The following is an 8,155-nucleotide window of genomic DNA, read 5'->3' on the forward strand; positions in this document are numbered from 1 at the left end:
GGCGGGGCGGCGGCGGGACTGGCGGCGGACGAGCAGGGCCATCGCATCGTGGTGGTGGACGAACGGCACCAGGGCGGCGTGCCGCTGGCGCTGCCGGCGCCGCTGTCGCGCGCCGACGTGGCCTGCCTGTCGCCCCAGCTGCGGGCCACGCTGCGGGCCGCCGTGCAGGAACTGAACCTGGTGCGGGTGGCGCAGCTGCTGGCGCCGCTGGCGCCGGAGCTGGGCGCCGTGGTCGAGCGTATCGAGCACATGGTGAGCCGGCACCAGTATCCGCAGTTGTGTGCATTGCTGGAGGAGGACGGGCCGGCGCTGGTGCTGGCGCCGCGGCCGTGAGCCGGAGCGTCCCGGTGGAAGCGGGGACGGACGGTGGTATATGATAGGGCCTCTGCGGGCCGTGCCGGCGGCACGGACCTGGATCGAATCACGCTGAAAGAATTTTTGCATGCACCGGGAAATGGCGGAACAACACACCAAGGGCGAAGTGCTGATCGTGGAGGACACGCCGGCCTCGCTCAAACTGCTGAGCGACCTGCTGACGGAGGCCGGCTACTACGTGCGCCAGGCACCCAACGGCGAGCTGGCCCTGTGGACGGCCCAGTCGCGCCCGCCGGAGCTGATCCTGCTCGACATCCGCATGCCCGGCATCGACGGTTTCGAGGTGTGCCGCCGCCTGAAGGACTCGCCCGAGCTGCGCCACGTGCCCGTGATCTTCCTGTCGGCCCAGCACGACACGGACGACAAGGTGCGCGGCTTCGCGCTGGGCGCGGTGGACTTCATCGCCAAGCCGTTCCAGGCCGAGGAGATCCTGGCCCGCACCGACGCCCACGTGCGCCTGGCGCGCACCCAGAAGGCGCTGGCCGACGAACGCGCGCTGCTCGAGCAGCGGGTGAGCGAACGCACGGCCGAACTGGCCGAACTGGCCGCCTCGCTGGAACAGGAAGTGCGCCAGCGCCGCGCCAACGAGGAATTCCTGCGCCTGGCCAGCCAGGTGTTCGAGGCGACCCAGGACGCCATCGTCATCACCGACGACAAGGGCGACATCCTGGCCACCAATCCCGCCTTCACCCGCATCTCCGGCTACGGCGCCAAGGAAGTGGTGGGGCGCAGCGTGGCCATGCTGCACGCGGGCGGCCAGGACGCGGCCGTCTACCAGGCGCTGACCCAGTCGCTGACGGCGGCCGGCCACTGGTCGGGCGAGATCATGGCGCGCCGCAAGAACGGCAACACCTATCCCGGCCTGCTGAGCATTTCCGTCGTCAAGGATGAAGAGGGCAAGCCGATCAACATCGTCGCCGTGTTCATGGACATCACCGAGCGCAAGGCCGAGCAGCACCTGATCGACTTCCTGTCCAACCACGACGCCCTGACGGGATTGCCCAACCGGCTGCTGGCGCGCCAGCGCTTCGAGCACCTGCAGGGCGCGGCCCGGCGCGAAGGGCAGTGCGTGACCGTGATGTGCCTGGACCTGGACCGCTTCAAGAGCGTCAACGATACCTACGGCCCGCAAATGGGCGACAAGGCGCTGCAGGCCGTGGCCCGCTTCCTGAACGACACGGTGCGCGAGGGCGACACGGTGACGCGCCAGGGCGGCGACGAATTCCAGATCATCCTGCAGGACGACACCAAGTGCGGCGGCACGCTGCTGCTGGCCCAGCGCATCCTGTCCGGGCTGCGCACGGAACTGGTGATCGACGGCCACGCCATTTCGCTCACCTCGAGCATCGGCATCGCCGTCAGCCCCAGCGACGGCAACAGCCTCGATGAACTGGTGCGCAACGCCGACACGGCCCTGTACCGCGCCAAGGAAACGGGGCGCGACAACTACGCCTTCTTCACCGAGCGCATGGACGCCGAGATCCGCGACAAGCTGGCGATCCAGAGCCAGCTGCGCGGCGCCATCGCGCGCGACGAATTCGAGGTGCACTACCAGCCCCAGATCTGCCTGCGCACGGGCCAGATGGTGGGCGCCGAGGCGCTGCTGCGCTGGAACAATGCGGTGCTGGGCAGGGTGCCGCCCAACCGCTTCATCCCGCTGGCCGAGGAATACGGTCTGGTGAACCCGATCGGCGAATGGGTGCTCGAGAGCGTGTGCGCCCAGATCAAGGTGTGGCACGACCAGGGCCTGGGCCAGATCAAGGTGGCCGTCAACCTGTCGGCCGGCCAGTTCGGCCACGACAGCACTGTGCCGTTCGTGGAAGGCACGCTGCGCCGCTTCGGCATCCCGCCCGCCTGCCTGGGGCTGGAGATCACGGAGGGCACGGTGATGGGCGATCCGGACAAGGCGGTGGCCGCCCTCAAGCGCCTCAAGGACATCGGCGTCAGCATTTCGCTGGACGACTTCGGCACCGGCTATTCCAGCCTGGGCTACCTGAAGCGCTTCCCGATCGACGTGCTCAAGATCGACAAGTCCTTCGTCGACGACGTCACCACCAACGCCAACGACGCGGCCATCGCGCTGTCGGTGATCTCGCTGGCCCACAACCTGAACCTGCGGGTGATCGCGGAAGGGGTGGAAACGCGCGCGCAGGTGGACTTCCTGGCCCAGCGCGGCTGCGACGAAATGCAAGGCTATTACTTCAGCCGCCCGGTCGGTGCGGACGCCTTTACGGCGCTGCTGCGCGAAAAGCGCTGCCTGCCGGACCTGTAATTGTTGTGACCTCTCCCAGGAGCATTATGAAGAGAAGAATCAGCGCCGCCGGCGCCGCCGGCTGCCTGCTGGCCGGCCTGCTGGCCGGCCTGCTGTCGGCCGCCGGCCTGCCGGCACATGGCGCCACGGCGCCGGCGCGCGCGTCCGCCTCCCGTCCGGCCGCCGGCCCGGCCGACGCCCGCTTCAAGGCCATCTATACGGCAGAATGGAAATGGCGCCTGGGCCAGCGCCTGGAGGACGAGGAGGACGACGACAGCGGCGTGCGGCCCGACCTGCCGCACGTCGATCCGGCCACCCAGCAGGCGCGCCTGGCGTACTGGCAGGGCGTGCTGAAACAGCTGGACGGCATCGCGCCGGCCCGGCTGTCGGCGCCCGAGCGCATCAACTACGCCGTGTACCGGGCCCAGATCGCGGCCCTGGTGGCCGGCCAGCGGTTCCGCGAATACGAAAAGCCGCTCAACGCCGACAGCGCCTTCTGGTCCAACATGGCCGACGAGGGACGCAAGCATTTCACGACGGAAAAGGAATACCGCGACTACCTGAAGCAGCTGGCCGACGTGCCGCGCTACTTTGCCGAGGAGACGGCCAACCTGCGGGCCGGCCTGGCGCGCGGCTTCACGCCGCCCCGGGTCACGCTGGTGGGGCGCGACAGTTCGCTGACCTCCGTGACGGAGGCGGCCACGCCGCAGGACACGGTGTTCTACCTCCCGTTCAAGGCCATGCCGGCCACCATCGCGCCGGCCACGCAGCAGGAACTGCGGGCCGCCGCCGTGCAGGCCATCGCCAGCGCCGTGCAGCCGGCCTACCGCGCCTTGCTGGCGTTCATGCGGGAGCAGTACGTGCCCAGCGCGCGCGAAGCGCTGGCGGCCGAGAGCCTGCCCGACGGCAAGGCGTACTACCAGTCCAAGATCGTGGAATTCACCACCACGGCCCTGAGCGCGGACCAGATCCACCAGATCGGCCTGAACGAAATGGCCAAGATCCGGGCCGAGATGCAGGCCACCATCGCGCAGACCGGTTTTACGGGCGAGCTGCCGGCCTTCCTGCATTTCCTGCGCACCGATCCGCGCTTTTACGCCCGCACGCCGGAAGAGTTGCTGATGCGGGCCGCCTACATCGCCAAGAAGTTCGACGGCAAGGCCAGCCAGTACTTCGGCTACCTGCCGCGGCGCCGCTTCGCCATCACGCCCGTGCCGGCCGACCAGGCGCCGTTCTATACGTCGGGCCGGGGCGGGCCGGGGGTGTATCTGGTCAATACCTACGATTTGCCCTCGCGCGCGCTCTACAGCCTGCCGGCGCTGACGCTGCACGAATCGGCCCCCGGCCACGCCTTCCAGATGCCGGTCGCGCTCGAGCAGAAGGGCTTGCCGCTGTTCCGGCGCGCCTATATTTCGGCCTACGGCGAGGGCTGGGCCCTGTATTCGGAACGGCTGGGCACCGAGATGGGCATCTACGAGACGCCGTATGAAACCTTCGGCATGCTGAGCTACCAGGCATGGCGCGCGGCGCGGCTGGTGGTGGACACGGGCATCCACGCCAAGGGCTGGACCCGGGCCCAGGCGCAGGCCTATTTGCACGACAATACGGCCTTGTCCGAGCACGAAATCGAAACGGAAGTGGACCGCTACATTTCCTGGCCCGGCCAGGCGCTGTCCTACTACCTGGGCGAGATGGCCATCGTCAACGCCCGCAAGAAGGCCGAGGCGGCGCTCGGCGCCCGTTTCGACATCCGCCACTTCCACGACACGGTGCTGCAACTGGGCTCGGTGCCGCTGCCGGTGCTGGAAGCGCGCATCGACGCCTTCATCGCGGACGGCGGCAAGAACCCGTACCCGCCGCAGGAATAGGCCCGCGGCGAAGCCCGGCGGCGGGCGCTGCCCCTCACAGGTGGCGCAGCGTGCCCAGCAGGCGGGTGCCCGCTTCGATCACGGTGCTCGCCGCGTCGGTGGTCACGTCGGTGCCGTGGATGGCGGCGCTGCATGCGCGCAGTACACCATTCAGGCTCTTGTCCTGATCCGGATCGAGCAGGCGCGCCAGCAGCAGCGCGTCCACCAGCTGGTGGATGGGGGCGAGGCGCGCTTGCAGCGGCAATTTATGCATCTGCGCAATACGGCGCAATTCGCCTTCGAGATCGATGCGCAGCTTGGCCAGCGCCAGGGATGGATCTTCCTCCAGCAAATCGTCGGTCGATGGGCCCCATGGCGTGGGGCTCTGGCGCCGTTCGCGCCGGTCCGGCACGCCGTCCATGGCGCGCCCCTGGCCGGGCGGGGCCAGCCGCCTGTCGTTGGACGGGAACTGCACCAGCGGCGCGTTGGCGCTGCTTTCCACGGTACCGGCAAAGCTGGCCAGGGCGGCCATGGCGGCCAAACCCAGCAACAGCATCGAGGCTTGCTGCAAGCCTTGTTCCAGGGGCAGGCGCCAGGCCGAAGTCAGTAGGGCGGCCGCGATAACGGCCAGCAAGATGCCTAGCGCCAGTTTGATCGGATCAGTCTTCATCTCATCCTCCTGTGGGGGCGGAACGCGCACCCTGCTTCATCTTAGCGCAGAAACGGGGCGCCGGCACATAACACTGCCCCCGGAGGTGACAATGCACGCATTTGTAGGGTGATTATTTAGTTAATATTGGCGCCTTGGCAGTAATGCGCCCCTGCACGGCGACACTGCGGCCATAACTGTCCCATCCCGACCGTGCCACAGGAGCCGCATGCCCAGTCGATTTTCCCCTGTTCCCATTCCGGCGGCGTGCCCATGATCGGCACCGCCGTCCTGTTGAGCGTGGCCGGTGTCGCCTCGCTGCTGTGGGCCAGCCGCAGCGGCCCGCTGCTGCCGTTGCCGTTCAGCGCCCGCCAATCGCAGCGGCGGGCGTGGCAGCGCCGTTTCCCGGACGCGCGGCGCGACACCATCGATGAATTCCTGGCCTTGTTGTGCACCGCGTTTGCGCTGCGCAATTACGAGAAGGAGTTGCTCAGTCCTGACGACAAAGTGCTGGGCGTGCATCGCGCCCTCTATCCGGGCGAGGACAGCGCCGATTCACCCGAGCTGGCCGCGCTGGCCGTAGCGATGGGACAGCACTATGGCGTGGCTGCGGGCGAGGACTGGGACGAGGAAGTGACGCTGGCGGCCCTGTTTGCATTGACCGGCCAGGGCGGGGCCCAGGCTGACCTGGCGCGTAGCGCCTGAGCCGTGGGCGGGCGCGGGTTGCCGGCCGGGTGTGGCTCATGGCACCAGTAGTTATCATAAAAGCACCTAAAAATATCTCGTAATCCGCCCATCGCCCTATGACGGCGGTTTTTTTATTGGCTTAGCCTGTCGCTTGACAAATCGCATACATTCTTAAATTTGACGGTATGTGGCCCGGTACTTTTGCTGGAGTACTGACAAATAACGTCACGCGACGGGAGGGGGCGATGGCGCTCACGGACACGTTCATAAAGGCCCTGAAGCTCACTAAAGGGACTACGGACAAGTACACAGACGGGAATGCAGGTATCTCCGCGTCAATACTGCCGGTAAATACTGGCGCATGGATTATCGGTTTCTCGAACGACGCAAGACACTGGCCCTCGGCGTCTATCCGCACACCTCCCTCGCCAAGGCCCGGCAGAAACGCGCCGACGCCAAGGTTCAACTCGCGGAGGGAATCGCCCCCCGCGCCGCTAAACGCCTCGAAAAGCTGCAGCGCTCCGAAATCGCCAATCAGACCTTTGAATCCGCTGCCCGCACCTTGCTGAAAAAGACCAGGGCCAGCCGCGCAGACAGCATCTAGGAAAAAATCACCGGCTGGTTGATAGGCAACGCATTTCCCTACATCGGGCGGCTACCGATCTCTGCGATCAAGCCGCGTGACGTCCTACTTACGGCCCGGCGTATGGCGGTGCGCGGCGCAGTCGAGTCCGCACATTGCGTGCGACAAGTCTGCGGCCAGGTATTCCGGTTCGCCGTCGCCAGCGGCTTCATAGAGCGCGATGTCACCGCAGACCTTAAAGGAGCCCTCGCCACGCCCAAGAAGGCAACTATGCGGCCATCACAAAGCCTAAGCAGGTTTCGGCCCTCATATGCGCTCGATATATGGCTACGGGGGCCATTCATACGCAGCAGCGGCCTTAAAGCTGGCCACACTGCTGTTTGTGCGTCCAGGAGAGCTACGTTGGGCCGAATGGACTGAATTTGATTTTGATACGGCCCTATGGCGCATCCCAGGCTCGAAGATGAAGATGAAAGTGGACCATATCGGCCCCTCTTTCCACTCAGGCGCTTTCAATACTCCAGGAGCTCGAACCCATGACCGGCCATGGCAAGTTCGTTTTTCCCAACATCCGCATCGACGATCGCTGCAAGAGCGAAAACACGCTCAATGCCGCATTGCGCAGTATGGGATACACAAAAGAAGTCATGACAGGCCGCGGCTTCAGGGCAATGGCGTGCACCATCCTCGATGAAGTGCTTGGTGAGCGCGTCGATCTCTTCGAACACCAACTGGCACACGCGGTCATCGACCCCAATGGACGGGCGTATAACCGCACAGCGCGGCTACCGGCCAGAAAACAAATGATGCAGCGCTGGGCCAATTACTTGGACGAGATCCGAAATGTGATTCCGGGAAAGCTGAGATAACGGGCTTGCCGGAATCGAATTAGCCATGAGATGTGGGTACAAAATCACCCAGTACGACCTTCCAAGCATAAGCGCTGAAGACCGCTGCATGGGCGAGAACAACATCCGTGCCCCACCGCGAAGTATGGGCCACACAGCGATGATATGACCGCTCACGGTTCCTCGCAATGGCGCGAACCGTACTCGACGACGTGCTAGCGAAGCGTGTTAATTTGATCGAGCATCAACTCGTCCTCGCCGTCATTGATCTGAATGCTCGCGCGTACAATCGCACTCCAGATTCCTTCAGAAGCAAATTCGTGCCCCACATTTCCGATGATGGACGCATATTGACCAACATTGTCTTCCATGCTTGTGACAAAGTGTTAGTTTTGCATGCAGGCAACAGCGTATACTGAATAGCTTATTACCGTGGAAATAATTTTACCAATTGACAACAAGGTAAATCTTAATAATGAAAATAGTAAAGAAAATCGATGGAGTTACCTTCAGCCGGAAGGATGGCTACGCCTTGTGTCATGTTGATAATCTATCTGATGAGTTAAAGAATATTGTTAGAAAGAACATATCCACAATTTGTCATGGCTCACATATAACTGATTATGGCAGTGCTCCATTGTTCAGCTATGGTGCAACCCTCGCCTCATTTTTGGAGCGATACGACGCAAAACCAGATTTAACAAAAAAAGGAATGATAGGTGAATTTTTATCTCACATATTAATTACTGAACTATTTGATGAATTTGACATTGCCTCTGCATATTTCAATTTAGAAGAAAAATCCATTAAAAAGGGATTTGATCTACTTCTCTACAACACAGAAAAATTAACGCTCTGGATCACCGAAGTAAAATCAGGAAATCTTCACAAAGGTAAAAATCACGATGATACGAC

8 protein-coding genes and 1 pseudogene are annotated in these 8,155 nt (G+C 63.5%); 8 read left to right on the forward strand and 1 reads right to left on the reverse strand.

All coding sequences use genetic code 11. The features are described from left to right. The 3 genes and pseudogenes from AC3WOS_RS28190 to AC3WOS_RS28200 all read left to right on the forward strand — a co-directional run. Positions 1-333: pseudogene (locus AC3WOS_RS28190) on the forward strand (hypothetical protein); the annotation flags it as partial. 121 nt (positions 334-454) lie between these two features. After that, complete coding sequence (locus tag AC3WOS_RS28195) at positions 455-2,647, forward strand: GGDEF/EAL domain-containing response regulator (RefSeq protein WP_492720594.1); 2,193 nt, start codon at positions 455-457, stop codon at positions 2,645-2,647. Positions 2,648-2,673: 26 nt separating this feature from the next. Then, positions 2,674-4,494 carry a DUF885 domain-containing protein gene (locus AC3WOS_RS28200; RefSeq protein WP_492720596.1) on the forward strand — a complete coding sequence of 607 codons (1,821 nt, stop codon included), beginning with the start codon at positions 2,674-2,676 and terminating at the stop codon, positions 4,492-4,494. A gap of 34 nt (positions 4,495-4,528) precedes the next feature. On the opposite strand, the gene AC3WOS_RS28205 is transcribed toward AC3WOS_RS28200, so the two are convergent. After that, entirely contained in the window at positions 4,529-5,143 is a 615-nt protein-coding gene (locus AC3WOS_RS28205) for a hypothetical protein (protein ID WP_492720598.1), read from the reverse strand. Between the two features lie 252 nt (positions 5,144-5,395). On the opposite strand from AC3WOS_RS28205, the gene AC3WOS_RS28210 reads away from it, so the two are divergent. The 5 genes from AC3WOS_RS28210 to AC3WOS_RS28230 form a co-directional block, all read left to right on the forward strand. Beyond that, complete coding sequence (locus AC3WOS_RS28210; protein ID WP_492720600.1) at positions 5,396-5,827, forward strand: hypothetical protein; 432 nt, start codon at positions 5,396-5,398, stop codon at positions 5,825-5,827. A 343-nt stretch (positions 5,828-6,170) separates the two neighbouring features. Continuing rightward, positions 6,171-6,413 (forward strand): Arm DNA-binding domain-containing protein, encoded by a 243-nt coding sequence (locus tag AC3WOS_RS28215; protein ID WP_492720601.1) that lies wholly within the window; start codon positions 6,171-6,173, stop codon positions 6,411-6,413. A gap of 18 nt (positions 6,414-6,431) precedes the next feature. Then, positions 6,432-6,812 carry a phage integrase central domain-containing protein gene (locus tag AC3WOS_RS28220; protein ID WP_492720603.1) on the forward strand — a complete coding sequence of 127 codons (381 nt, stop codon included), beginning with the start codon at positions 6,432-6,434 and terminating at the stop codon, positions 6,810-6,812. Positions 6,813-6,928: 116 nt separating this feature from the next. Next, positions 6,929-7,261 (forward strand): tyrosine-type recombinase/integrase, encoded by a 333-nt coding sequence (locus AC3WOS_RS28225; RefSeq protein ID WP_492720605.1) that lies wholly within the window; start codon positions 6,929-6,931, stop codon positions 7,259-7,261. Positions 7,262-7,715: 454 nt separating this feature from the next. Beyond that, positions 7,716-8,155: Hachiman antiphage defense system protein HamA (locus AC3WOS_RS28230; RefSeq protein ID WP_492720607.1), on the forward strand; the 440-nt coding region annotated here is incomplete at its 3' end.

This window comes from Rugamonas sp. FW305-51 (assembly GCF_058786935.1).